This window comes from Candidatus Hadarchaeales archaeon (assembly GCA_038736355.1).
In the GTDB taxonomy this organism is placed as follows: domain Archaea; phylum Hadarchaeota; class Hadarchaeia; order Hadarchaeales; family WYZ-LMO6; genus WYZ-LMO6.
The window spans coordinates 41,150-64,987 of sequence record JAVYML010000003.1; the positions used below are offsets into that span (position 1 = coordinate 41,150).

Sequence of the window (23,838 nt, forward strand, 5' to 3'; positions counted from 1 at the left end):
TTCCCCCCTCGAGGTAGCAAAAGTTAAATAAGCAAAGGGCGGTATAAGTTGTAAATTTTTTGGCCTGGGGAAAAAGTGATCGAAATAAGGTTCCACGGGAGGGGTGGACAGGGGGCTGTTACGGCGGCCCGCATGTTAGCGGAAGCCGCCTTTTTAGAAGGTAAATATGCTCAGGCCTTTCCCTTCTTCGGGGCGGAGAGAAGGGGAGCACCCGTGGTTTCCTTCGCGAGGATCGATACCAAACCCGTGAGGATAAGGAGTCAGATCTATGAGCCGGATCACGTGGTGGTGCTCGATAGCACCCTGCTCAAGACCGTCAACGTCACGGAGGGTCTAAAGCCAGGAGGTCTCTTGGTTGTGAACGCCAAGCAAAATCCGAAGCTGAGTGCTGGGAGGACGGTTTGGGTGGATGCCACCTCCATAGCAGTGGAGGAAATAGGGGCGCCCATTACCAACATGGCCATGCTGGGAGCCTATGTGAGGGCTTCGGGGGAAGTGAGCTTGGAGTCGGTTCTTACCGTGGTGGGAAGGTACTTCAAGGGAAAGCTGGGGGAGAGGAACCTGAGGGCCATAAGGAGGGCCTACGAGGAGGCGAGGGAATGAAGCTACTGCCAGGAATAGTGATAGATAGACCCGGAAGCAGTGTGGAATATTTGACCTCCGGATGGAGGTACCTACGTCCGGTGAGGGAGAGGAAAACCGCTCCTTGTGTTTCCGCCTGTCCGATAGAAAACGACATCCCTAGGATCCTTTGGTTGGTTAAAAGGGGAAGACTGGAGGAAGCTTGGAAGACCCTCAAGTCGACCAACCCCTTTCCCTCGATATGCGGGAGGGTGTGTTATCGTTTTTGTGAAGGGGCTTGCAACAGGAAGGATTTCGATGAGGCCATAGCCGTGAGGAGCGTGGAGCGTTTCCTGGGAGATCTCGGAAGGGAAAAGGGCTGGAGGGTGGAGCCGGGAAGGGCCACTGGACATTCGGTGGCGATAGTCGGTGGTGGTCCTTCAGGTCTCTCCTGCGCCTACCATTTGAGACTCAGGGGGCATGAGGTGAGGATCTTCGAAGCCAAGGAAAAGGAGGGTGGTTTGATGGCCTGGGGTATCTCGGAGGAACTCCTCCCCAGGGAGGTCCTGGAGGAAGAACTCTCCCTCCTAAGGGGGATGGGGGTGGAGGTGGAGAGGAGGGAGGTGAAGGGGAGGGGAGAGCTCAAGGGCTATGGGGCGTTGGTGTTGGCTACGGGGAGGAGCCCCCTTCCCGAAGGGTTGGCGGAAGGACTGAAAAGGAAGGGGGAAAAGGTGGAAGGGGACAAATGGGGGAGGACGGAGATAGGAGGACTTTTCGTTACGGGTGAGCTGGCGGCAGGGGTAAGGAGGGGGGTGGCCTGGGCCATAGGCTCTGGAAGGAGGACGGCCTTAGCAGTGGATGCTTTCCTCAAGGGTAGGGAGGTGGAGGAAGAAGGGGTGCCGCCCATCCTCGGTCTGGAGGAGATCAGACTGGACTACTTCAACTTTTCTCCTAGGGTGGGAGGGAGGGAAGGTCCCTCTTCGGAGGAAGAAGTGGAGGCGGAGGCTGGAAGGTGCTTCAGTTGTGGCATGTGCAACGGATGTGATAATTGCTGGATTTTCTGTCCGGAGGGATGTATCGTGAAGGAGGGGGAAACCGAATACAGGACGGATGAGAACTATTGTAAGGGATGCGGGATCTGTGCCCAAGAATGCCCTAGGGGCGTGATAAGGATGGAGGAGGAGGGATGAAGCTATTACTCAACGGAAACGAGGCCGCGGCCTTGGCGGCCAAGCTCGCTAGGGTTCAAGTGATTTCCGCCTATCCCATCACCCCCCAGACGGTGGTGGTGGAAACCCTAGCCAAGTACGTGGCCGATGGGGAGTTGGATGCCGAGTTCGTGAAGGTGGAATCGGAGCATAGTGCCTTGAGCGTTTGCTTGGGTGCCTCCGCCGCGGGTGCAAGGGCCTTCACCGCCACCTCCTCCCAGGGTCTCATGCTGATGAGTGAAATCCTGTACGTGGTCTCGGGCATGAGGCTTCCGGTGGTGATGGCCAATGCCAATCGTTCCCTCTCCGCCCCCCTGAGTATCTGGAACGATCAGCAGGATTCCCTCTCGGTCAGAGACAGTGGCTGGATCCAGCTCTACTGTGAGAACAACCAGGAGATCCTCGATCTCCTTCTCCAGGCCTTCCTCTTGGCGGAGCGCATTTCCCTGCCCGCGATGGTTTGCTACGATGGGTACATCCTTTCCCACACGGCCGAGGCCGTGGAGGTACCAGAACAGGCTGAGGTGGATGCCTTCCTTCCCCCCTATTCTCCGGCTTTCAAGTTGGATCCTTCCCGCCCCCTCACGATGGGTCCCGTGGGAGTACCGGAGGTTTACATGGAGGCAAGGTATCTACAGCATCGTGACATGCGAAGGGCTAAAGAGGAATTCGTGAGGGTGACGGAAGAATTCCGGAGGAGGTTCGGGAGGAAATACGGAATTCTGGAGGAGTATAGGACGGAAGATGCTGAGCTCCTCCTCTTCACGATGGGATCCTTGATGGGAACGGTCAGGGAGGCGGTGGACAGGTGCAGGGAAAAGGGGGAAAAGGTGGGGGCGGTGAAGCTCACCCTCTACCGCCCCTTCCCGGAACAGGAGGTCGTGAGGGCACTCTCTAGGGGTAAGGTGGTGGGGATACTCGAGAAAGATATCTCCACAGGATGGATGGGTGCCCTCTATACGGATACCGTGGCTGCCTTCGCGAACGAGTCCAAGAGACCCCTTTTCCAGAACTTCATCTTGGGTTTGGGGAGTAGGGATGTGAGGGTGGAAGATGTGGAAGGGATCGTGGCGAGGCTCAAGAAGGTGGTGGAGGAAGGAAGGGTGGAAGAAAACCCCTGTTGGATAGGGGTAAAGAAGGAGCTGGTGGAATGATACCCGAAGAAGAGCTTCTGGCACCAGGACATCGTGCCTGTCCTGGATGTGGTGAGGTCATGGCCCTCAGGTGGATCCTGAAGGCCTTGGGGAGGGAGATAATCGTGGTGCAGGCCACCGGTTGTATGGAGGTCACCACCACTCCCTATCCCCAGACTTCTTGGAGGGTCCCCTGGATTCACGGGGCCTTCGAGAACGCGGCTGCCATCGCCTCGGGGGTGGAGGTGGCCCTCAAGAGGCTGGGGAGGAAGGGGGTGAAGGTGGTGGCCATAGCGGGGGACGGGGGGACGGCAGACATAGGGCTCCAGGCCCTTTCCGGAATGATGGAGAGGGGACACAACGTGCTCTATGTGTGCACCGACAATGAGGCCTACATGAACACGGGCATACAGAGGAGCGGGACCACCCCCTTCGGTGCTTGGACCACCACCACCCCTGCGGGAAAACTCTGGAAGGGAGAGGATAGGCCCAAAAAGGATGTACCTTCCATAGCTTTGGCCCACCGCATTCCCTATGTGGCCACTGCCTCCGTGGGATATCCCAAGGATCTCTTCTGGAAGGTGAGGAAGGCGGCGAGCGTGGAGGGACCCTCCTATCTCCATGTCCACTGTCCTTGCCCCACCGGTTGGAGACACGATTCCTCCCTTACGGTGAGGATAGCGAGGTTGGCCGTAGAGACGGGTTGTTGGATCCTCTGGGAGGCCGAGGGGGGGAGGATCAAGTTAACCTTCAGACCGAAGCGGAGGAAGCCCGTGAGGGAGTACCTCAGGCTCCAGGGGAGGTTCTCCCATCTGACGGAAGAGGAGGTGGAGAGGATTCAGAGGGAAGTGGATGAACGCTGCAGGGAGCTGAATTTGGGCTGGTATGGATAATCTATGAGCCCACGAAGATGGGACGGAGGGAAAGCCTCCTGGGGAGGGTTAGGGGACGGTGTGGGAAGCCTTCACACTTCTTCCTTATTTCCTCCGCCAGCTCCTCCACCCCATACTCCCTCACTTCCGAACCCCTCACCCTCACGGAAAGCTTCCCGCTCTCCATTTCCCTGTTCCCCACCACTGCTATGTAGGGAATCCACTCCCTCTCCGCCTCCCTGATCTTTCTCGCCACAGTCCAATCCCTATCGTCTACGTCGGCCCTCACCCCTTTCCCTTCTAGGAATTCCGCATCCCCAAGGCAGCGCTCCAAGTGACGGTCCCCCACGGGAATCAGCCTGACCTGTGTGGGGGAGAGCCAGAGGGGAAGGGAGGGGGGTTTTCCCTCCCTCCTCATCCTCTCCGCGTTCTCGAGTAGGGCATAGATCCAGCGTTCTATGGATCCCATGGAGGAATGGAGGATCACGCATCCCTTCTTCTTTCCCTGGTCGTCCGTGTAGAGGATCCCATACCTCTCGGAATCTTCCAGATCGAGCTGGACGGTGGAGAGCTGGGAGTTCCCTCCCTCCGGATCCAAGAACTGGAGCTCGTGCTTCATCACCCAGTAATGCTTCCTTCCAGGCAGGAGCTCCAAGAGCGCCGGTCTTCCCTCTTCCCTCACCAACTCCAGAATGAAGTTCCTGTGTTCTAGGTAGAATTCCTCCACCACCCTGAAGACCAACGCGTAGGGAAGACCCATCCTACGGACGGGTTCCAAAAAGAGACGGAAGAGGAGCTTGTACTCCTCTAGGGCCTGGGGGAGATCGGAACAGAAGCAATGGAGGTCGGGCATGGTGAAGGAACGGAGGCGTTTGAGTCCCACGCATTCCCCGCTCTGCTCCAACCTGAAGGAGGGGGAGAGCTCGAAGACCCTGAGGGGAAGCTGTCGGTAGCTGAGCTGGGCTTCCTTCATCATCCTGAAGAGGCCGAAATCACCTGCAAACCTCAGCAGGAGGGTCTTACCGGGAAGCTTGATCCTGTAATCCTTAGCCAGGAACTTGGCCGCCTGCGCACCTATATCCTTCTCTTCCAGCCTGTAGAGGAGGGGTGTCTGGATGAAGAGGGCCCCCACGCTTCTAGCCAGTTGGGCGGCATAATCCTCGAGCAGGGATTTCAATAGTTCACCCTTTGGATAGAAGCGGAAATGCCCCACATCGCTTGCCGGTTCGTAATCCACCAGCTCCAACCTCCGCATGAGGTGCAGGTGAGCTGGTTCCTCCCCTCTTCCCCCCCTTTCCGCGAGCAGGTATTGTTTTAGGAAGGGATTTCCTTCCAGGAGCTTGCAGGCTTCGAGCCTTTCCGGATCCACCCTCTCCTCCCTCCCGTCGGGGGAGAGAACCCTCAGCTCCCCCCCCTCCTCCCTCTCGCTGGAAAGGGGGGCGGGCTCGGGCGAGATGGTTCTCGAGAGTTCGCTCAAGGGATGTCCTTTACATCGGAGGGTGAAGGCCTTGTACCATCCGAAGGGGACATGGAGGACTTCGAGTCCCTTCTCGGTGAGTTTCTCCCTGAGTCCCTTCAGGATCCTCAGGGCAATGTCGGGGGAGGAAAGGGAGGGACTGAGGTGGGCATAGGGATAGACCGCCACCCTCCCCACCCCCAGTTTTTTGCATAGGTCCAGGATTTCCTCCGAGGCCTTGGAGATAACCACCTCTGGATTCCTACCATCCTCCTCCTCCACCGCTGTGAAGGCCACCAGCACTTCTTCCACCCTTCCCTCCCCCTTTCCTTCCTCCACCTCCTCCGCCATCGGGGTGGGCTGGAGGGCCTTGAATTCCAGGAAATCGGCGTGGATGAGGAGCAGACGCATCCGGCTGGAGTCTTCCGGGAGGGATATTTACTTATCGCTCCAAACCACGGAGGAGGTGGAAGGACGGAAAAAAGGGTGATAAGGGCGGAGTGCCTTTCCTGTGGCTACGAGGACTACCGGATGTCCTCCCTCGGTCTCGGAGAGCTGTTGAAGGACAGGTGTCCCAAATGCGGTGGAGACTTAGCCGTTACGGGGAAGGAACTTCCCAGAGAGTGGGAGGAGGTACTCTCCGAGGTGGAGAAGGAGTTCTTGGTGGTGGATTTCGTGTTCGGTAAGGGGGAAGGGGAGCTCGAAGTGGAGGCTAGACCGAATTCCTCCTTCTCCAGACTCCTGCGTGCCCTGAGGCCCAAGAGGAAGATCTGTGCCCTCAGGAGAAGGGACGGGAGCCTTTACCTCAGGATCTTTACCCTCCCTCCTCCCAAGAGGGAAAAACCCTACCTCCCCTCCCTCCTCCTCGGGCTGACGCTCCTTTCGGTTTTCGGATCCAGCTACTTCTTTCTTTTCGGAGAAACGACGAAGGCCATGCTCTTCTCCATAAGTCTGATGGGAATCCTGGCTTCGCATGAACTCGGCCACGGGATCGCCGCTAGGAGAAACGGAGTGGAGGCTTCCCCCCCATACTTCATCCCAGCACCCACCTATCTGGGCACGTTGGGAGCGGTGGTGAGGGTGAGGAGCCCCATCCCTTCTAGGAATGCCCTGGTAGAGGTAGGGGCCTATGGGCCCTTGCTTGGTTTCCTGGCGGCCCTCTCCGTCAGTTTGCTGGGACTCCTCTGGGGAGGGAAGGGAGAAACGGGTTTCCTCACGACTCCGGTTCTCCTCTTCCTGAGGTCACTGGTCGGGAGGGGGTCCGACAATCCCCTCGTTCTCGCGGGTTCGGTAATGATGGTCATCACCTTCCTCAACCTCCTCCCTGCAGGGCAGCTGGATGGGGGACACGTGGCGAGGGGGCTCATGAATACTAGGAACCACCACACCCTCACGAAGATCGTGGGTCTGGGTCTTCTTTTCTCGGGCCTCCTTCTACCCTACTATCCCTTCTTTTGGGTCTGGGGCTTCCTCATCCTCCTCTTTTTCGGTCGTCCACATGCTGGGGTGCTGGACGATCTTTCCCCCCTCTCCTCCTCCCACCGTTTTCTGGCCTTCGCGACCTTCCTCCTCCTTCCCCTCACCTTTCCCCTGCCCGAGGTATGGGTATGAAGGGAAAGCTGCTCTGCGTGGAGGGATTGGATGGATGCGGCAAGAGCACGCAGGTGGACCTCTTGGCGAAGTGGTTGCGTTCTTTGGGCTATCCTGTTTTGCGTACGGCGGAACCGACCAAGGGATCCATAGGAAGACTCATAAGGAAGGGGCTGAGGGAAGGGGGCCTGACCGCCGAGGTGGAGGCCCTCCTCTTCGCCGCCGATAGGATGGACCATGCCTCCCGTCTGCTTTTCCCCGCCCTGAGGGAGGGAAAGATGGTGGTGAGTGAAAGGGGCCTTTACTCTTCCATAGCCTACCAGTGCGCAAGGGGTTTGAAGGAGGAATGGATAAGGGAGCTCAACAGGTTTTCCCCCCTTCCAGACCTCACCCTTTTCTTGGACCTCCCCCCAGAGGAATGTTTGAAGAGGATGGAGGGGAAGAAACTGGATCTCTTTGAGAGGGATTTGGAGTTCCAGAGGAAGGTCAGGGAGAAATACTTGGAGTTGGTCGGGAGGGGGGAGATGGAGAGGATAGAGGGGAGGGGATCGGTGGGGGAGGTACATGAAAGGATGAAGGAAGCGGTGTTGCGGTGGTTAGGGAGGTGAAGGAATGGTTCTAGAAAGATTGGGAAAGGCCCTGCATGGAGCCCTTCAAAAGCTCGCCAGGGCCCCGCATTTGGATGAGGAAACGGTGAAGGAGCTCGTGAGGGATCTCCAGAGGGCCCTTCTACAGGCGGATGTGAACGTTCAGCTGGTCCTCGACCTCACGAAGAGGTTGGAGGAACGCCTCAGGAAGGAGGTCCCCCCGCCGGGGATGAGCAGAAGGGAACATGCGGTGAAGATAGTTTACGAGGAACTCTCCAGTCTATTGGGGAAACCCTCTTCCTTTGAGCTGAAGAGGGGAGGACCTACCGTGGTCCTCATGGTGGGTCTTCAGGGGAGCGGTAAAACCACTTCCGTGGCCAAGCTAGCCTACCACTTCAAGAAAAAGGGCTTTAGGGTGGGAATCGTATGTGCCGATACCTTCAGGGCTGGAGCCTATGAGCAACTTTTCCAGCTCGGTCAGAAGGCTGGAGTGGAAGTTTGGGGGGACCCCACGGCAAAGGATTCGGTTGAGCTCGCCAGGAGGGGGGTGGAGGAACTTAGGAAGAAATGCGACCTGATCCTCGTGGATTCGGCGGGGAGACACAAGGAGGAGAGGGGACTGATGGAGGAGATGAAGAAGATGGTGGAAGAACTGCAGCCGGATGAGGTGATGCTGGTGGTGGATGGCACCCTGGGACAGCAGGCTAGGGATCAGGCGGAGGCCTTCAGGAAGGTGGCACCCTTGGGCTCCATCCTCGTGACCAAGCTCGATGGGACGGCGAAGGGTGGAGGAGCCCTTTCGGCCGTGGCGGCCACGGGTGCACCCATCAAGTTCATAGGGACGGGGGAACACCTGGAGGACCTAGAACCCTTTTCTCCCCCGAAGTTCATGGCGAGGCTTTTGGGAATGGGGGACTTGGAGACTTTCTTCAGGAGGATGGAGGAGACGATGGGGGAAAAGGCCGGGGAGGAGATGAAGGAAGCCCTCAGGGGAAAGCTCACCCTCAAAATGGTTTACGAGCAGTTGGAGGCCATGAGCAAGATGGGTCCCCTGAAAAAGATAGCCAACCTCCTTCCCGGGGTGGGGGTCTCCCTTTCGGAAGAGCAGTTGAGGGTGGGGGAGGAAAAACTGAAACGTTTCAAGGTGATCATGCAATCGATGACACCCCAGGAACTGGAAAACCCCGAGATCCTCAACGCTTCCAGGATAAGGAGGATAGCCAAGGGATCTGGTACGAGCGAGGCGGAAGTGAGGGAACTTTTGAAGCAATATGAGCTCATGAAGAAGATGCTGAAAATGCTTGGGAAGGGGAGACTGCCCAGGGTGGGGCCTCTGGGAAAGCTGGTGAAAGAACTGGAAAAGAGGGGGAGATAGGTTTTTGAGGCATCCAGTTCCACTTTTTTGCGATATGACCAAGGCTAGGAAGAAGCTCACCAAGAAGAGGGGAGAGGCCCTCACGGCTGGGAGGATCATGGGAGGTTTTGAGATGGGGGAAAGGGTGGTGTTGAAGATAGAGCCCAGCGTGCAGAAGGGGAGGCCCCATCCGAGGTACCAGGGAAGGGTGGGAGTGGTGGTGGGTAGGAGGGGAAGGGCCTACGAGGTGGAGATTACCGATGGAGGGAAAAGGAAAAGGATTATTATTTTGCCTGAGCACCTGCAAAGGGTGGGTGAGTGATAGGTTCTGGGATAGTTTCGGAAAGACCGGTTACGCTGGCTGAGGTCCTGCAGCTCCTCGAGGAGATAAAGAAGGAAAGGGAGCTCAGGTACGAACAGCGCTTGGATTACGATTATGCCCAGAAGTTCGTGAGGGTGAAGCCGGATGGGGCCGCCAAACTGGTGGAGGAATTGATGAAGAACTTCGAGCTCAGGGAGACGGTGGCGGTCCAGCTGGTGGATCTGATGCCCGAGACCCCTGAGGAAGTGGAAATGCTTCTCTCGAAGGAGAGGAAAAGACTGAGTCCAGAGGAGACCAAGAAGTTGTTGGAGCTCCTCGACCAATATAGGAAGTGAAGAAGGGGAGGAGACTTTGGCTCAGAAGAAGTTTGAGGATTACGGGATAGTGTTGGACTTCCTCCCACAGGGCCATCCGAACGATCCCAGACCCATCCATCTCAGGGAGCCTGTGGTCCAGCTTTTGGGCGAAGACTTCTTCACCCTCTTGGAAGTGGTGCCCAAGAAGGGGATGAAGTTCGAGGTGCAGGAAAGGGTGTTCATAGGTAAGGGGGAGAGGGAAAAGGTGGAGAGGATCAGGAGGAGAATAGGTTACGAGGATTTGACGGCGGCGGCCAAGGCGGTGCTCCCGGAAGCGGTGAGGAAGCTCGTGGAAAGCCATCCCGAGAGGTTCTTGGATTTTTTCAACAAGGCAGGTCCTGTGACCACGAGGTTCCACCAGTTAGAGCTCATTCCTGGAATAGGAAAGAAACTCATGTGGAGTATCTTGGAGGAGAGGGAGAAGGCCCCCTTTTCCAGCTTGGAGGATCTCAAGAACAGGGTGAAAGGCCTGGGGGACCTGAAGGAGATGGTGGCCAACAGGATCCTGAAAGAACTGAAGGGTGAGGACAGGTACAGGATTTTCGTTAGGCCACCCTCGAAGAAGGCTGAGGAAGAGGAGGTCTAGGGGGCCTTAGGGCTCTCCGGACATGCCTTTCGGCCGGGAAAGGGGGAAGGTTACTCACGGATGGTCTCCAGCAGGCTTAGGAGGTTCCAGATGGAGGTCCTAGCGTGCATGGGAATGTTGGGGTCGTTGCTGGCTTCCTCGAGCATGCTGGCGGCGAAGGCAGCCCTCACGGAAGGTTCTTCACCCTTTTTCAACAGGGTCTCCCTAGCTTGGCTGGCAAGCCTTCTGATGTTTCTGGGGACCGAGGGATCCCCGGCCAAGTTCAAGAGCAGTTCGCTGGCTTTTTTGAGCTTCGCCTCCGTCTCGGAGGACAAGGACATCACCAGAATAATAAAGGTGGGAGGGTTAAAAGGGAGAGGGGATGAAGTGTCGGAGAAGGAACTGAGCAAGGCAGTGGAGGCCCTCTTCTCCGGGGCGAGGATGCTTTCCATCCATTGTGGGGAATGTAGAGGTCCCCTCTTCGAAAAGGATGGAAAGGTTTTCTGTCCTTCATGTGGGGAGAAAGAAAAAAAGAAGCCGGAGAGTGATTTGAAGGAGACCCTCAAGAAAAAGCTGGAGGAGCTGAAGAGCAGGCTGGAGACCGAAAAGGATCACGATCAGATGATGAAGATCCTCAAGGAAATCGAAGCGCTGGTAGAGGTGCTCAAAAAACTTGAGGGTTCATGAGGTTATTTCTTGAGGAGGGCATCCACCTCCTCGTCCGTGAGTTCCCTGTATCCCTTCCCATCCACCACGGACACCACCACTTTGTCTCCCGTGGCCGCATCCCTTTCTATGGCCGTTTGGATGGCCTCCACCGCCAGTTTTTCCCCTTCTAGGAGGCTCAGGCCCTTTCTGTAGTTCCTCTCGAGCACTCCGTAGGCCACTTGGGCCCCCGTTCCCCCGCTGGCGAAATCCTCCTCCTCCACCCTCCCCCCAGCCGGATCGAGGGTGAGGAGGACACATCCCTCCTCTTCGAAACCACACAGGATACCCTCCAGGAGATAGGGATACCACCTCCTGCTCTGGAGAACATTGGAGGCGATCTGCGCCAGACCCCTCGTGGAAATGGATCTCCCGTGTTCTATCCTGTAGAGGTTGGCCTCGGCTTGGAGGATGCTCACTAGACTCTGGATGTCCCCCGGGGCTCCTGAGAAGGCAGCCCCCAATTTCTCCTCCAGCTTGAAGATCTTCCTAGCCCTTTTGCTCAGGACCAGATAATATCCCACTGCCCTGGTATCGGAGGCGAGCACTGCCCCCTCCTTGGTCTTCAGCCCCACGATCGTTCCTGCGAAGTATTCCATCCCTCTTCCTTTGCACCCCCGCCTTTTAATCCCTACAGTGGGCAAAAGAATCAAATCGCCACTTTCCCAGAGAGGGGGGAATGAGGATATATTTGGTCCAGCATGCCGAGGCAAAACCCGAGGAGGAAGATCCTGCTAGGCCCCTTTCGAAGAAGGGGGAGGAAGAGGCAGTTAAGGTGGCCAAGTTCTTGGCGAAGTTCGTCAGGGTCTCCAAAATCCTTCACAGCGGTAAGTTGAGGGCCCTCCAAACGGCCAAAATCCTGGCGGAGGAGCTCCTCCCCACGGAGATGCGGGAGGCACTAGGCCTGACCCCCTTGGATGATCCCCTTCCTTGGGTGGAGGAATTGAAGAGAACGGAAGAGGATCTCATGCTCGTGGGACATATGCCCCATCTGGGTAAGCTGGCCTCCCTCCTCCTTTCGGGGGAAGAGGGAAGGGTGAAGCTGGGTTTCAAACCTGGAACGGTGGTTTGCCTGGAGAAAGAAGGGGAAAAGTGGGTGCTGAAATGGATGCTCTCTCCAGAAATCCTCTAACTCCAAGGGGGCAGGGAGGTTGAGGAAGCTTTTGGCAGGAGTGGACTTGGGTGCCACCAACCTTAGGGTGGCCCTTTCGGACGGGAAAAAACTGCTCGTGGAGAGGAAGGAGAAAACCCTCCTCGTGGATCCCTTCTCCCCTTCCCGCCAGATCCTCTCCCTCCTTCGTTCGATGCTTTTCAAAGGGGGGAGTTTGGAGGGGGTGGGTTTGGCATCCGTGGGACCCTTGGACCTCAAGAGGGGAGAAGTGAGGAACTCACCCAACCTTCCCTTCAAGCGGGTCCCCCTCGTCAAACCCTTGGAGGAGGAGTTGGAGGTTCCCGTGATCCTGCTGAACGACTGTTCGGCCGCTGTCGTGGGGGAAAGGGAATTCGGCGCGGGCAGGGGTGTGGATGATCTCGTTTATGTGGGGATAGGGACGGGAATAGGGGGTGGGGCTTATGTGGATGGACACCTCCTCTGGGGAAAGGAGGGAAATGCGGTGGAGATAGGTCATCTCGTCGTGGATTCTTCCGGAAGACTGGAATGCGGATGTGGGAGGAGGGGACATTGGGAGGCTTATTGTTCGGGAACGGGCCTTCCAAAGCTAGTGGATTGGAGACTAAAAAGGGGGGAGGGGAAGGGAAGCATGCTAAGGAAACGATGGAAAGATGGTTTGAAGGCTGAGGACTTTTTCGAAGCGGTGAGGGCAGGTGATTCCTTTGCCCTCAAGGTGCTAGAAGAAGTGGGGAGGTTGAACGGAATAGGTTTCACCTCCTTGGTGGAGGCCTACGATCCTTCCCTCATCACCGTGGGAGGAACCGTGGCCTTGAAGAATGCGAAATGGCTTCTTCCCCCCGTGAGGAGGTGGATGAGGAGGGAGGCCTACAACCGTCCTCCAACCGTGAGACTCACCCCCCTCGGTGAAAGGGCTGGTTTATACGGGGCAGTGGGAATCATCCGGCAGGAAGTGAGGAAATGATGGAAGAAATAGGAAAGGTGGATAAGGGGGGGATGCTGGCCGAGCTCCTGCGCTTCCCGGAGAGGTGCGGGGAGGCCCTTTCGCTGGAAGTGAGGACGGGGAAAAGGAGGGTGGGAAAGGTGGTGCTCGCGGGTATGGGGGGTTCGGCCATCGCGGGGGATCTCCTGAGGGATTGGTTGGTTCCTCCCTTTCCCTTCGAGGTCTGTAGGGACTACCATCTCCCACGATGGGTGGGGAGGGATACCCTCGTCCTGGCCGTGAGCTATTCCGGTAACACGGAGGAGACCCTAAGTTGTCTTTCCGAAGCTCTCGAGAGGGGGGCGGAGGTGGTGGGGATTTCCTCTGGGGGAAGGTTGGAGGAGAAGTGTTTGGAGGAGGGAATCCCCCATGTGAAGGTACCGGGGGGAATGATGCCCAGGGTGGCCCTCCCCTTCCTCCTCTTCCCTTCCTTCAGCGTGTTGAGGAAAAAGGGTCTGGTGGAGGTGGGGAGGGAGGAACTGGAGGAGGCCTGGGAAAGGTTGGGAAGGCTGAGGAGGAGGTTGGCACCGGGGGTGAAGGGAAATCCGGCGGAGGAGGCTGCGGAAAGGCTCAAGGGAACCCTTCCCTTCATTTATGCCCCAGGCGGGATAGCCGGAGTGGCCCTCAGGCTGAAGACCCAGCTGAACGAGAACAGCAAAGTACCTGCAAAGGTGGAGCTCCTTCCCGAGCTCTGCCACAACGAGATCGTGGGGCTACGTTCTTCCCCCCCTTTTGTGTCCTTCATCCTCCTGAGGAGCGGGGAGGAGAACCGGAGGATGGAGGTGAGGATGGAGTTCCTCAAGGAGCTCCTGAGGGGAAGGAAGGTGGTGGAGTTCAGGGGGGAAGGGAGGGGGAGGCTGGCACGCCTCCTCACCCTGGTCTACTTCGGCGACTTCCTTTCCTTCTACCTCGCGGTGAAGAGGGGGGTGGATCCCACACCCGTCCCGGAAATAGAGGAGCTCAAGAAAAGGCTCTCCTCCCTTTAGAGGAGTTCCACCCTTTTCCCCCTCTCGCTCGGTACGATCCTCCTCCTTCCCCCCGGGAAGTCCCTCTTGAGTTCCTCCCCATCGAAGAGTCTGTCCAGGAAGACGGCTAGGGCTGCCACTTCCGAGTGGGGCTGGTTGCCCACCGCCACGTTGTAGTCCGCCAGCTCGAACATCTCCCCCGGAACCTTCTCCGCCCCCACGACCACCAGCAGGTCCCTTCCCTTCACGAGTGGAAGGATTTCTTCCAAGGGCCTGCCGTACATCGTCAGGTGTACCACCTTTCCCCCCTCCTTCTTCCACTCTTCCACCGCTTCCTTCCACGGCTTTCCCCCCTTCACCCAGAAACTCCCTCCCCATTCCCTCCCCAACTCCTCCATCCTCCTCTCCAGCTCCGGATCCCTCCAGTCGGCGAGGATCATTCCGTCAGCCCCGAAGGCCCTAGCGGTCAAGGCCACGTGCGTGGTGAGCCTCTGATCCCTGAAGGGGCGATGGCCCATCCTCAGCACCACAACCCTCATCTTCCCAACACTTTTTTTCCCATTCTTCCGTTAAGGTTGATGCATCCCCTCTCCCGGTATCTCAGGGCCCTCTCCGAGCTTTCCCGCCTCCGTAGGGAGGGGGGGAGGTTGCGCTTCGGCCTTTCCTCCGTGAGTGCCTCGGATATAGCGGCCCAGTTCTACTGCGAGCGTAAGGTGGAATTCAGGTACACGGTGGGGAGGATCCGGACGCAGGAAATGATGGAGGGGGAAAACAGACATGCCAAGCTGGTGGAAAAGGCGGTACGGAAGACACCCGAGGAAATCCTGCGTTCCGCCCTCGAGGGAAAACCCGTTTGGGCCACGGAACTCTTCTTGGCTTCCAGCTTTGGAGGCGTGTTCGTGACGGGGAAACCCGATGCCCTCGTCTTCGAGGGGGGGAGACCCATCAGGGTGGTGGAGTACAAGTTCACGGAGGCTAGGACTCCAGCCCATTACCATCATGTCCAGGCAAGGGTTTACTGTCTCCTCCTCCGTTCGTTGGGAATGGACACTTCCCATCTGAAGTATGTCATTTTCCTCCTCCCTCCCTCCTCTTCCCCACCCTTCGACAGGATTTCCAAGCTCGTGCTCGAAGGAGGGGGGGAGGAGGGAGTCTTCCTCTTCGAACCGGATTGGGAAAGGGGGAGGAGAGAACTGATATGGGCCTTACAGTATTGGAAGGGGAGGAGGGAGGCCCAGCCCACCGCCACCAAGATCAGGTGTGAATCCTGTGAGTACAGGGAAAGGTGTCTTCCGGTGGGGTAAATGTATGCCCTTCTCCAGCTCCCCATAGGTTTCTTCGTGGGTCTTTCAGGTTCCCTCCTTCCAGGCCCCATGCTCGTCTACGTGGTGGCCAAGTCTTCCGTGGAGGGAGCGGGGGTGGGACCGAGGGTAGTGGTTGGACATCTCCTCACCGAGGCCCTCTTCCTCTCGCTCTTCCTGGCAGGCCTGAGGGTCTTCCTGAAGCCCCCCGTTCACACCTCTCTCGGTCTTCTCGGAGGGAGCCTCCTCCTTTTGTTGGGAGGGATGAGCGCCAAAAGGGCGGCGGGAAAGCTGGGTGCTGAGGGGGTTCCCCTGGTCTCCCTCCCACCCCTCCCCGGAGGGGTACTCTTCAGTAGCCTCCTGAACCCAAGTGTTCCCCTCTGGTGGGTGACGGTGGGCTTTTCCACCCTCCTCGAGGCCTTTTCCCTCTCCTCCTATCCAGGTGTGGTCCTCTGGCTGGTGGGTCACGGTCTCTCCGACCTCAGCTGGTTTTCCCTGGTTTCCCGCCTGGCCTCCAGGGGAAGGAGGATCGTGGGGACAAGGGCCCACAGGATCCTTCTAGCCTCCTGCGGGGCCTTCCTCCTCCTCTTCGGTTCCTTCCTCCTCCTGAAGTACCTACCAGAGCTGATATACTGAAAAAAACCCTGAAAGGGTGTTCTATTCGGCTACGAACGATAGCGGTTAAGAGGAGGTAGGGAGAAAGGAAAAAGGGCGGGGGTGGCCGAGCCAGGTCAAAGGCGCCAGACTCAAGATCTGGTCCCTTAGGGGTTCGGGGGTTCAAATCCCCTCCCCCGCACCAAGCCGGTGTGGTCCGATTTCATCTTTTCCAGACTTTGGGACCAGTACTCTGGAGGAAACCAGAGGGAAAGAGAAATCGGAGCCGGTGCATTACTGATGCTTTAGAAGACTCATTCCTCCTCCAATTTCCTCGGAGATACTGGGTCCCCAAATCTCTTCTTGAGCTCCTCCAGCCCCTCACGCGTCTCCTCAAGCACCTCGAAGACTTCCTTGGGCGTGCCTTCTTCCTTCCTCCAGAACTCCTCTACCCTTCCAACCTTCTTCAGGAGCCACTTCACCCTGATGGAGAACTGCTGTTCGTATTCCTCCCATGTATATTCCTTCCCCCTGATCTCCCTGAAAAGCTCCACGAGGTCCTCATGCTTAGGGATGAGACCCGTGGGGGAAACCAACGCACCCATCTCTCCGTGGATCCTCCTCTCCATCCACTTCACCCACACGTGCTTGTCCAGCCTGTGGTTCAGGTACTCTCCCGTTTTGGGATGGCGCAGGAAGTAGTTCACCCCGAAGACCAAAGGAACCTTTTTCAGCTTCCTTCCGAACTCCAGATAGTTTCGGATGTAGTCTCCCAGGGGAATGGAGAGGAAATCCTGTATGCTCATCACGTTGATCTCGAACTTGGGTTCCTCCACGATGGCGAAGGTGGTTTCCGTCTCCAGTCCTGCCCCGTACAGGATGATGCCGTGTTCCCAGTTGAAACCCTGTTGTACCGGGACGAAAGCCCTGTAGTCCCTTCCCCCGAACATGATTCCTCCCAACTCCACCCCCAAAGGATTCTCCAGCTCGGGATCGCAGTTGGGGAGGGAAGTCAGGCTCACGGTATATCTGGCATTGGGATGGGCAGGGGGAACGGGTTTCCCATCGGGTCCCACCACCCCCTCCCTCCATTCTCCGTAGAAGTTGATCCCCTCCTTGGGAAGTTCACACCCCATTCCCAGCCAGTAGGGCTTCCCGTCCTTCACCAACACGTTGGAGAAGATGATTTCCCCAGGACTGGTGAGGACTTGATAGATGAGGGGATCGTCCCGGGGGTTGACGTCCTGCAAGATTCCTAGGATTCCCGCTTCAATGTTTACGGCCCTGCAACTTCCATTCAAGTTCCTGACATAGGCTATATCGTCGGCGAGAATGGTTTCGTCGGGGAGCATGGCGGTGGAAGTCTTCCCGCAGGCACTGGGGAAGGCTCCGGCCAAATAGGTCTTTCTTCCTCCAGGTCCCTTAACCCCTATGATCATGAAATGTTCCGCCAACCAGCCCTCCCTGTGGGCCTTCCTTATGGCTAGCCTGAGGGCGAGCTTCTTGAACCCCACCGAGTTCCCCGCGTACTGCGTGTTCACGCTGTAAACGGTGTTGGTGACGTAGTCGATGTAAATCCTCTTCTTCTCGTGTTCCACGCTTATCATCCGCTCATCCACTTTTCCGGAGGAGTGTAGGGTCTTGAAGAGCTCGGCACTGGGACCGAGCTTCAGGAAGGTATCATAGCCCCTGCGGTAGAGGAGGCTGACGGAATGGGCCACGTACCATGAATCCGTGCACTCCATACAGGGAATGGTGAAGGGGGAGTCCTTTGGTCCCAAGGTGAGAAAGCGCACGATCATGGTCCTTCCCCTCATGGAATTCCTCAGCAGTCCTAGGATCTCGGAGAGGCCCTCTTCCCTCTCCACCTGATTCAGGCGTGGACTGAGATAATCTCCTTTGGGAACTAGGAATTTCGTAACCTGCCTATCCCTTCCCTGATCGAAGTAGCCGTCGAAGTGGTAGGTGTGACCAGGAGTGGAAAGGGGCCTCTCCTCCCCGCTCTCTAGGGCCATGCGCCTGATATAGGCAAGATCCTCAGGGGAATCGTCGCAGATGAAAATCCTTTCTGGGTCGCAGAGCTCCACCGCCTTAGCGATGAACTCATGTACTTCAGGATGGGGAATGGCTTCGAGCTTTTCCACTCCCCTTTCTCCTGCCCTTTCTCTCACCTTTACGAGCAGTCTTTCCTTTTTTGACATTTTGTTAATTTTTTGGCTTTTTTCGAGACATTTATTCCATTACTTTAAAAACTTTGTCCTCCGTCTGTAAAGGTCCATTCCTTCGCGTATTCCCCCAATTCCTTCAGCCTTCTCTCCTTCTCCCTCCTTTCCAGGAAGGAGGCCTCGAAGGAGTTCCGGGCGAGCCCAACGAGTTCCTTCCTCCCCAATCCTAGCGCTTCCTGTACGGCTAGGTAGTTTTCGTTCACGTATCCTCCGAAGTAAGCTGGATCGTCGGAGTTCAACGTTACCTTCAGCCCCTTTTCCATCATCTCCTTGAGGGGATACTCCCTCAAGTCCTTCACCACCCCCAGCCTGAGGTTGGAGAGGGGACAGAGGGTGAGGGGGATCCCTTTCTTGGCCAGTTCCCTCACCAATTCCGGATCCTCCATCGCCCTGTTTCCGTGGTCGATTCTGGCCACACCGAGTTCGAGGGCTTCCCATACGTATTCGGGGGGCCCCTCCTCCCCCGCATGGGCCACGAGCAGGAATCCCTCTTCCCTGGCCCTTTCAAAAACCCTCTTGAATTTGGAGGGTGGATGACCCACTTCGGCCGAATCCAGCCCCACTCCTATGATCCACTCCTTGTAAGGAAGGGCCTCCTCCAACGTCTTGACCGCCTCCTCTTCGGGTAAGTCCCTCAAGAAGCACATGATGAGTCTGGTTGTCATTCCCATTTTCTCCGCCTCCCTCAGGGCCGAATGGATTCCTTCCACCACCTTCTCGAACCTTATCCCCCTACGTGTGTGGGCCTGGGGATCGAAGAAGACTTCGGCATGCAGGACGGTCTGGGAGCGCGCCTTCTTGAGGTAGGAAAGCGTGAGTTCCCGAAAATCTTCCTCCTCCCTCAGCACCTCCACCCCCTTGTAGTAAAGGTTGAGGAAATCCTGGAGGTTCCTGAATCTGTAGGCCCTCCTCACCTCTTCCACCGAGCGATATCCCAGTTCCACCCTTCTCTTCCCTGCCAGTTCGAACATGAGCTCCGGTTCCAGCGTACCCTCGAGGTGCAGGTGGAGCTCCGCTTTGGGTAAACCTTCCACGAAGGCCCTCTCGGACATCTACCTATACCACGGAAGGCATTTGGTCAGGTATTCGGAGAGGAAGGAAAGGAAGTCTTCCCCAAGTCCCAAGGTCTCCCTTCCGCGGTAGATCCTGAAACTCTTAGAAAGGGCTTCCCCCACATGTTTTCCCAACCCTTCACCCCTTTTCACGGTTTCTTCCAGCACCTTTTTTGCTTCCCTCTTTTTCCTCTCTACCTCGAACACCAGTCTCCCTTCCATGTCCACGTAGGGACCGGCCCAGGTCCCCTTCCTCCCCAAATACTTCCTTAGGAAGTCCTCTTCCGGGGCAGAGGGGGGAGGTCCCCTCCTCACTTCCAGCGCGGGGAGGGAAGGAGGAAAGACCTCGAGGAGGATGGCGGAAAAGCGCTTCCCCGACCATACTTCGCTGCCCAGCACTTGGAAGCCCCTTTCACCCAACGTGAAGGTCAGGGCCCTTTCCGCTTTCCTGAGCTGGGGGAAGAGCACATCCTCCACCACGCGGGGGGTCCTGAAGGTCACGCAGAAAATCTCCGTTCCCCTCCTCTCCATGAGCTTCCGGAGCTCACCCTTACCGAGCACTCTCGGAGGTCTGGGGAAGAAGAAGCGTTCGGAAGGTTTCCTCAGGAAGTCACGGCAAGCCAGAACGAAGGTGGAGAACTTCTGAAAGGAAACGGCAGCCGCCACGTTCCTGCTCTTGTCCACCGGGTCCACCACTATCAGAGGCTGTTCGGGAAAGAACAGCCTGAGTTTCGAGGGATCCGGATAGAAACCCTCCAGATCCACCACTTGTCCAGGTTTCCACCCCCTGGCTTCCCTTATCAGTCCCTCGAAGGACTGGGCATGGAGGATCAGAAGTTCGCACAGGTAACCGGAGAAACCCCCAACCCTCAACTCTGCTCCATAGCATCCTATCCCCATCATGAACCTCTTGAGGAGCCTGATTTCCCTCTTGAGATCCTCGCTCAGCCTCCTCTTTACATATTCCGTATGGAAGGGTGTTCGATCCACCGAAGAGCGTAGCTGGGAGGGATCCTCTACCTTGAAACAGGGCACCACTTCAACCCTGTATCCCTTCATCTGGATTTCCAAGTAGGGATGCTCGGCATATCTCTCCCTTTTCTTTCCCTTCAGCGTTTTGGCCACTTCCACCACTTCCCTCAACTTCTCGTCGGGGAAAGAGGGTGGAAGAAGGACAAAAAGGTCCAAATCGTTCTCCCCTCTAAGCCAAGTATCCTTGGCAAAGGATCCTTCTACCCTCACTTCGGCTTCTATCCCCCTCCGGAGGAGTTCCTCGGAGAGGGAGGAGAGGAGGCTATTGGAGAGGTTCATCGCTTTCTTCCTCTCCTCCTGCGTGGGTTCGATCTTCTCCAGAATCTTTTTGTAAAGTTCCATCATCCTGCTGGGAAGAGGGGGGTAAAAGGTTATTATGGGGGGTTCAGAGGAAAATGATGTTCAAGCGTCTCCTCCTTTGTTTGACCGAGGCTACCCCCAAGGAAGTGGTAGAGGTAGCCCTGAAACTCAGTTCCCCGGATACGGAAGTCCACCTCCTCCATGTGGTACGTCTCCTCACCGAGTTGGGAAAGAAGCAGGCGGAAGAGGGCTTCGCATGGGTAAAGGAGCTCTTCGAGAAAGAAGGGAAGAAGACCGAATTCCATGTGGTGGAGGCCACGGAGGTGGGAAAGGCCATCATCTCCTTTGCTAAAGAGAAAAATTGTGACGTGATCGTGCTAGGGACCATTCCGAGAAAGGGAGTGTTGGGCTACTTCACGGAGAGTGTTTCCGATTACGTGGTCAAAAATTCACCCTGTGTAGCCGTGCTCGTCAGGAAGCCCGGTCAACCCGTGTAGTTGGGTGGTAGGGCTGAGCGTTCCTTCCCCCGTTCCCCTGTTCATCTTTGTTTTCACCGTTTTCCTCATCTTTAGGCATCCCCTCTTCAGGATTCCCTTCACCTCGAAGTACTTTCACATAGACTACGGATGGGCGCCCCTTCTAGGAGTTCTCTTTCTCCTTTTCACTGGGTATGCGGATGTGGATACGATCGTGGGAGGAGTCGTGGGAAGGAATGGTTTTCATCCCTATTCCATCCTCCTCTTGATCCTTTCCCTCTCCTATCTCTGCGTTTCCCTGGACTATCGTGGATTTTTCGAGTATCTCTCCCTCCACATCACCCGCTTCTCGAAGGGATCCGGTAGGAGACTTTTTTTTCTCTTCTTTCTCCTCACTTCCTTCCTCACCCTTTTTACGGACAACGATATCGTGATCCTCACCATGACCCTCATCATTTTTTACATGACGAAAAAGAGTGGAGCGGATCCCCTTCCCTTCCTCTTCTGTCAGTTCTTCACCGTGAACACGCTTGGAATGGCCCTCTACATAGGCAATCCCACCAACATCATCGCCGCCGATTCCATGGGACTTTCTTTTTTGGAATTCGCTAAGTGGATGTTTCTTCCCTCCTTGGTGGGAGCCTTCGTCGGGTTTGGATTCCTCTACGTCCTTTTCCGCCGCAGGATACCGGAGAAAGTGGAACTCCTCGATATAGAACCGAGTTCGGTGTTGAGGAAGGGAAAGGGTGTTTGGGTGGGGGTGGCAGGCTTGGCGGGTGCCATCCTTTTCATGTCCCTTCCTGCAGACCTCAGGAAGGTTCCCATGTGGGTGGGTGTGGCCTCGATGGCCCTCCTCCTCCTGATCTTCGATTTCTTTACCTACGGAAAAAAAGTCCCACCCCTCCTTAGGCTCCCTTGGAAACTGGTCCCCTTCTTGGTGGGCCTTTTCATCCAGATGGAAGCCCTTTCCGCCTGTGGTTGGACGGATCTCCTGGCACCAGTCTTTTCTTCGTTGGGCGGTCTCCTTCCCACCCTCTTCCTCCTCACTCTCTTTTCCTCGCTATTGGCAGGAGTGATGAACAATCATCCCATGACCCTTTTCATCGTTAGAACCTTTCAAAGCCCAGAATTTTCCCCGCAGGGTGATCTCAAGCTGGCATCCACGCTCGGACTGATTGCCGGGAGCAACTTGGGAGCTAACCTCTTCCTCACAGGGGCCTTGGCGGGACTCATGTGGGCCAAGCTCCTTTCCGACAAGGGCTATTCCGTGACCTTCTCCCAGTTCAGCAAGTATGGGTTTGCCCTGACCCTTCCCGTGATGGGTGTGATTTCCCTACTGCTCTGGATAGAACTCCTCTTGTGATTCAGAGCTTCCAATAGTTGCGCAGTAAACTCTTGAGCTCCTCCACAGCCTTTACTTCCTTGGGTGGAGGGGGAGGAGGACCCCTTTCCTCCAGCAGGACCTTCACCACTTCCACCACGGCCTTCCCCATGCTCGAGGGGGCATAGCCACCTTCCAGCACCATCACCACCTTCGCCCCACACCTCTTTGCACCTTCCACGATCATCCCCGTCAGCCAAGCATAGGAGGAGGGGAGAAGCTCCAGTTGGGTGAGGGGATCCTCTTTCAAGGGATCCAACCCAAGGGAAACCGCTACCATTTCTGGTTTGAATTCTTCCAATAGCGGGAGGAAAATTCCCTCCATCGCGTAGGCATATTCCCCTTCTCCACTTCCAGGAGGGAGAGGGACGTTTACATTGAATCCCTCTCCTTCACCTTCTCCCAGTTCGTCTACGAAACCACACCAGGGATAGAGGGTACGGGGATCCTGGTGTAGGGAAAGGAAGAGGACTTCAGGATCGCTGTAGAAAATTTCCTGAGTCCCGTTTCCATGGTGGGCATCCAAATCTAAGATGAGGGTTTTCCTCAACCCCAAATCTTCCCTCATCCTTTCCACCATTATGGCGATGTTGTTGAAATAGCAGAAACCTCCTCCAGTACCCCTACCCGCGTGATGTCCTGGAGGTCTCAGAAGGGCAAAGGCATTCTTCCACTTACCAGACTTCACACCCTTTCCTGCCTCAAGAGCTGCCCCTACCGCTAACTTGGCAATTTCCAGTGTCCCCTTCTTCAGGGGGGTGTCCGAATCCAGTTCCATTTCCCTTTCCTCCATCCTCTCGAGGAGCTGTAGGTAGGAAGGTTCGTGGACCAGCAGTAAGTCCTCCTCCGTGCAGGGGGAGGGATGGATTACCTTTATTTTGGATGAATACCACCATCCCTCCTTTTTCAGCGTATCCACGATGGCCCTAAGCCTGCGCGGGGATTCGGGATGGTTTCTGCCAGGATGATGTTTCAGGAATTCCTGCGAGTAAAGGAGGGTGGTCAAATTATCCTAGCCTCCTCTATGAGGAGATAGCCACTGCTCCCCTTCCATATCTTCCTGGCCCTAACGATTTCGATCCTGCGTTTGGAAAAAGGGGAGGAAAGAACGAAGGTTTCGTATTCTCCCCCCTCCCCCACAGGATCAAAACCGTATCTCGAGCTCTTCTCCAGCAGCTCCTCCACACTCCTTTCATCCAACTTCCTCCCAAGCCACTCCTCCCCCAATCCCTCGGCCGAAACGGAGGTTATCATCACCTCGAAACCCTCTTCGAGGAGTTCTCTCAGGAGGGAAGGGCGACTCTCCCCCCAAAGGGGATGGAGGGCCTTGATTCCCAGTCTCCTACAGATTTCGTCCACCCTCTTGCGCTGGTAGTTGGAGGCCACCGCCCCACTCACTATTCCCTCCACTTCGAGACCCCTTAATACCTCTTCCAGTTCCTCCATCTCCTTTTCCTTTTCCCCGGAGCTTTCCACCCCTAGGAAGGGAAAACCGGCACATTCGGCGAAGAGTCCGGCCAACCTAGCGTTGGGATAGTGGAAGAGCCAAGAATCCTCCCTGCGGGGAAAGAGGGTGACCACCTTCTCTATCCTGTGACCTTCCTTTACCACCCTCCACATCGCAAGGGCCGAATCCTTTCCTCCGGAGCAGAGGGCAGCAAGCCTCATCATTCCTTTTTTATCGGATGGAGT

General features: G+C 56.6%; 27 protein-coding genes and 1 tRNA gene. 19 read left to right on the forward strand and 9 right to left on the reverse strand.

Features of this window, described 5'->3' with window-relative positions; genetic code table 11:
* The first annotated feature begins 75 nt into the window (after positions 1-75).
* The 4 genes from QXG22_04945 to porB are packed head-to-tail and all read left to right on the forward strand — an operon-like array spanning position 76 to position 3,795.
* Positions 76-603, forward strand: coding sequence for a pyruvate ferredoxin oxidoreductase subunit gamma (locus tag QXG22_04945; protein MEM0359332.1), 528 nt, complete (start codon positions 76-78; stop codon positions 601-603).
* The gene (locus QXG22_04950; protein ID MEM0359333.1) at positions 600-1,751 is read left to right on the forward strand and encodes an FAD-dependent oxidoreductase; all 1,152 of its coding nucleotides are present in this window, start codon (positions 600-602) and stop codon (positions 1,749-1,751) included. The genes QXG22_04945 and QXG22_04950 overlap by 4 nt, the downstream gene beginning before the upstream one ends.
* Positions 1,748-2,923 carry a hypothetical protein gene (locus tag QXG22_04955; protein MEM0359334.1) on the forward strand — a complete coding sequence of 392 codons (1,176 nt, stop codon included), beginning with the start codon at positions 1,748-1,750 and terminating at the stop codon, positions 2,921-2,923. The genes QXG22_04950 and QXG22_04955 overlap by 4 nt, the downstream gene beginning before the upstream one ends.
* Positions 2,920-3,795: a pyruvate synthase subunit PorB gene (gene porB, locus QXG22_04960; protein MEM0359335.1), complete on the forward strand. Its 876-nt coding sequence runs from the start codon at positions 2,920-2,922 to the stop codon at positions 3,793-3,795. The genes QXG22_04955 and porB overlap by 4 nt, the downstream gene beginning before the upstream one ends.
* A 1-nt stretch (position 3,796) precedes the next feature.
* Here porB and QXG22_04965 read toward each other — a convergent pair whose 3' ends face one another.
* On the reverse strand, positions 3,797-5,641 hold the full coding sequence (locus QXG22_04965) for a threonine--tRNA ligase (GenBank protein MEM0359336.1): 1,845 nt from the start codon (positions 5,639-5,641) through the stop codon (positions 3,797-3,799).
* A gap of 75 nt (positions 5,642-5,716) precedes the next feature.
* Here QXG22_04965 and QXG22_04970 point away from each other — a divergent pair, with 75 nt between their 5' ends.
* The 6 genes from QXG22_04970 to QXG22_04995 are packed head-to-tail and all read left to right on the forward strand — an operon-like array spanning position 5,717 to position 10,025.
* Positions 5,717-6,841, forward strand: a complete 1,125-nt coding sequence (locus QXG22_04970) for a site-2 protease family protein (GenBank protein ID MEM0359337.1) — start codon at positions 5,717-5,719, stop codon at positions 6,839-6,841.
* The gene (gene tmk / locus QXG22_04975) at positions 6,838-7,428 is read left to right on the forward strand and encodes a dTMP kinase (protein ID MEM0359338.1); all 591 of its coding nucleotides are present in this window, start codon (positions 6,838-6,840) and stop codon (positions 7,426-7,428) included. The genes QXG22_04970 and tmk overlap by 4 nt, the downstream gene beginning before the upstream one ends.
* Positions 7,429-7,432: 4 nt before the next feature.
* Entirely contained in the window at positions 7,433-8,782 is a 1,350-nt protein-coding gene (locus QXG22_04980; GenBank protein ID MEM0359339.1) for a signal recognition particle protein Srp54, read from the forward strand.
* A gap of 34 nt (positions 8,783-8,816) precedes the next feature.
* Positions 8,817-9,083, forward strand: coding sequence for a 50S ribosomal protein L21e (locus tag QXG22_04985; protein ID MEM0359340.1), 267 nt, complete (start codon positions 8,817-8,819; stop codon positions 9,081-9,083).
* Entirely contained in the window at positions 9,080-9,418 is a 339-nt protein-coding gene (locus tag QXG22_04990) for an RNA polymerase Rpb4 family protein (protein MEM0359341.1), read from the forward strand. Before QXG22_04985 ends, QXG22_04990 begins: the two co-directional genes overlap by 4 nt.
* A gap of 16 nt (positions 9,419-9,434) precedes the next feature.
* Positions 9,435-10,025 (forward strand): DUF655 domain-containing protein, encoded by a 591-nt coding sequence (locus QXG22_04995; GenBank protein ID MEM0359342.1) that lies wholly within the window; start codon positions 9,435-9,437, stop codon positions 10,023-10,025.
* 50 nt (positions 10,026-10,075) lie between these two features.
* Here QXG22_04995 and QXG22_05000 read toward each other — a convergent pair whose 3' ends face one another.
* Positions 10,076-10,345 (reverse strand): UPF0147 family protein, encoded by a 270-nt coding sequence (locus tag QXG22_05000; GenBank protein ID MEM0359343.1) that lies wholly within the window; start codon positions 10,343-10,345, stop codon positions 10,076-10,078.
* Between the two features lie 46 nt (positions 10,346-10,391).
* Here QXG22_05000 and QXG22_05005 point away from each other — a divergent pair, with 46 nt between their 5' ends.
* Positions 10,392-10,691, forward strand: a complete 300-nt coding sequence (locus tag QXG22_05005) for an Sjogren's syndrome/scleroderma autoantigen 1 family protein (protein MEM0359344.1) — start codon at positions 10,392-10,394, stop codon at positions 10,689-10,691.
* Positions 10,692-10,693: 2 nt separating this feature from the next.
* Here the strand turns inward: QXG22_05005 and QXG22_05010 are convergent, their stop codons facing one another.
* Positions 10,694-11,308: a hypothetical protein gene (locus QXG22_05010; GenBank protein MEM0359345.1), complete on the reverse strand. Its 615-nt coding sequence runs from the start codon at positions 11,306-11,308 to the stop codon at positions 10,694-10,696.
* Between the two features lie 80 nt (positions 11,309-11,388).
* Here QXG22_05010 and sixA point away from each other — a divergent pair, with 80 nt between their 5' ends.
* From sixA to QXG22_05025, 3 genes are read left to right on the forward strand one after another with little or no spacing between them, the layout of a single operon-like run.
* Positions 11,389-11,841, forward strand: a complete 453-nt coding sequence (sixA, locus tag QXG22_05015) for a phosphohistidine phosphatase SixA (protein ID MEM0359346.1) — start codon at positions 11,389-11,391, stop codon at positions 11,839-11,841.
* A gap of 19 nt (positions 11,842-11,860) precedes the next feature.
* Positions 11,861-12,802: an ROK family protein gene (locus QXG22_05020; GenBank protein ID MEM0359347.1), complete on the forward strand. Its 942-nt coding sequence runs from the start codon at positions 11,861-11,863 to the stop codon at positions 12,800-12,802.
* Positions 12,799-13,806, forward strand: a complete 1,008-nt coding sequence (locus QXG22_05025; GenBank protein MEM0359348.1) for a bifunctional phosphoglucose/phosphomannose isomerase — start codon at positions 12,799-12,801, stop codon at positions 13,804-13,806. The genes QXG22_05020 and QXG22_05025 overlap by 4 nt, the downstream gene beginning before the upstream one ends.
* On the opposite strand, the gene QXG22_05030 is transcribed toward QXG22_05025, so the two are convergent.
* Positions 13,803-14,324, reverse strand: a complete 522-nt coding sequence (locus QXG22_05030; protein MEM0359349.1) for a tRNA (cytidine(56)-2'-O)-methyltransferase — start codon at positions 14,322-14,324, stop codon at positions 13,803-13,805. The genes QXG22_05025 and QXG22_05030 overlap by 4 nt on opposite strands.
* 39 nt (positions 14,325-14,363) lie before the next feature.
* Between QXG22_05030 and QXG22_05035 the strand changes: the two genes are divergently transcribed.
* The 3 genes from QXG22_05035 (at position 14,364) to QXG22_05045 (ending at position 15,885) form a co-directional block, all read left to right on the forward strand.
* Positions 14,364-15,089 (forward strand): PD-(D/E)XK nuclease family protein, encoded by a 726-nt coding sequence (locus tag QXG22_05035; GenBank protein MEM0359350.1) that lies wholly within the window; start codon positions 14,364-14,366, stop codon positions 15,087-15,089.
* Positions 15,090-15,722: a LysE family transporter gene (locus QXG22_05040; protein ID MEM0359351.1), complete on the forward strand. Its 633-nt coding sequence runs from the start codon at positions 15,090-15,092 to the stop codon at positions 15,720-15,722.
* 75 nt (positions 15,723-15,797) lie between these two features.
* Positions 15,798-15,885: transfer RNA gene (locus tag QXG22_05045), tRNA-Leu, on the forward strand.
* 109 nt (positions 15,886-15,994) lie between these two features.
* Here the strand turns inward: QXG22_05045 and QXG22_05050 are convergent.
* Genes QXG22_05050 through cca form a run of 3 tightly spaced genes read right to left on the reverse strand, consistent with a single transcriptional unit; the run spans position 15,995 to position 20,331 of the window.
* Positions 15,995-17,881 (reverse strand): phosphoenolpyruvate carboxykinase (GTP), encoded by a 1,887-nt coding sequence (locus tag QXG22_05050; GenBank protein MEM0359352.1) that lies wholly within the window; start codon positions 17,879-17,881, stop codon positions 15,995-15,997.
* 44 nt (positions 17,882-17,925) lie between these two features.
* Positions 17,926-18,957, reverse strand: coding sequence for an adenosine deaminase (locus QXG22_05055; protein ID MEM0359353.1), 1,032 nt, complete (start codon positions 18,955-18,957; stop codon positions 17,926-17,928).
* Positions 18,958-20,331 (reverse strand): CCA tRNA nucleotidyltransferase, encoded by a 1,374-nt coding sequence (gene cca, locus QXG22_05060; GenBank protein MEM0359354.1) that lies wholly within the window; start codon positions 20,329-20,331, stop codon positions 18,958-18,960.
* 56 nt (positions 20,332-20,387) lie between these two features.
* Between cca and QXG22_05065 the strand changes: the two genes are divergently transcribed.
* Positions 20,388-20,786 (forward strand): universal stress protein, encoded by a 399-nt coding sequence (locus QXG22_05065; GenBank protein MEM0359355.1) that lies wholly within the window; start codon positions 20,388-20,390, stop codon positions 20,784-20,786.
* Between the two features lie 4 nt (positions 20,787-20,790).
* A complete protein-coding gene (locus QXG22_05070) occupies positions 20,791-22,128 on the forward strand; it encodes an ArsB/NhaD family transporter (GenBank protein ID MEM0359356.1) in 1,338 nt (445 codons plus the stop codon).
* Position 22,129: 1 nt separating this feature from the next.
* Here QXG22_05070 and QXG22_05075 read toward each other — a convergent pair whose 3' ends face one another.
* A complete protein-coding gene (locus tag QXG22_05075) occupies positions 22,130-23,152 on the reverse strand; it encodes a histone deacetylase (GenBank protein MEM0359357.1) in 1,023 nt (340 codons plus the stop codon).
* A complete protein-coding gene (locus QXG22_05080; protein MEM0359358.1) occupies positions 23,149-23,814 on the reverse strand; it encodes a diphthine--ammonia ligase in 666 nt (221 codons plus the stop codon). The genes QXG22_05075 and QXG22_05080 overlap by 4 nt, the downstream gene beginning before the upstream one ends.
* Positions 23,815-23,838 lie beyond the last annotated feature (24 nt).